General features: G+C 48.2%; 1 pseudogene. It reads left to right on the top strand.

What is annotated here, in order from left to right:
• Window positions 1-111, top strand: a pseudogene (locus AAC854_RS24070) (IS1 family transposase); the annotation flags it as partial.
• Window positions 112-218: the final 107 nt, after the last annotated feature.

Genomic DNA, 218 nt, shown 5'->3' with positions numbered 1-218 from the left:
CACATTAAAAAGCTCACGCCAAGAAACGTAACCACACTGCCGCTGGCGGGAAGTGACATTCAGATTATCTGTGAAATAGACGAGCAATGGGCATTTGTCGGTAGCAAGAAGGTAACCATTCACCAGCCCTGTATTGACTAGCAGGAAAGCAGATTAAAGACATCCGGATAGGGCTGTTTTCGGGTCACCGCTGTCGCGATTTCACTGAGTACATCCAG

Source organism: Xenorhabdus entomophaga, assembly GCF_037996725.1.
Lineage (GTDB): Bacteria > Pseudomonadota > Gammaproteobacteria > Enterobacterales > Enterobacteriaceae > Xenorhabdus > Xenorhabdus khoisanae.
The sequence above is the reverse complement of the archived record's forward strand: the minus strand, read 5'-3'. Positions and strand labels throughout refer to the sequence as shown.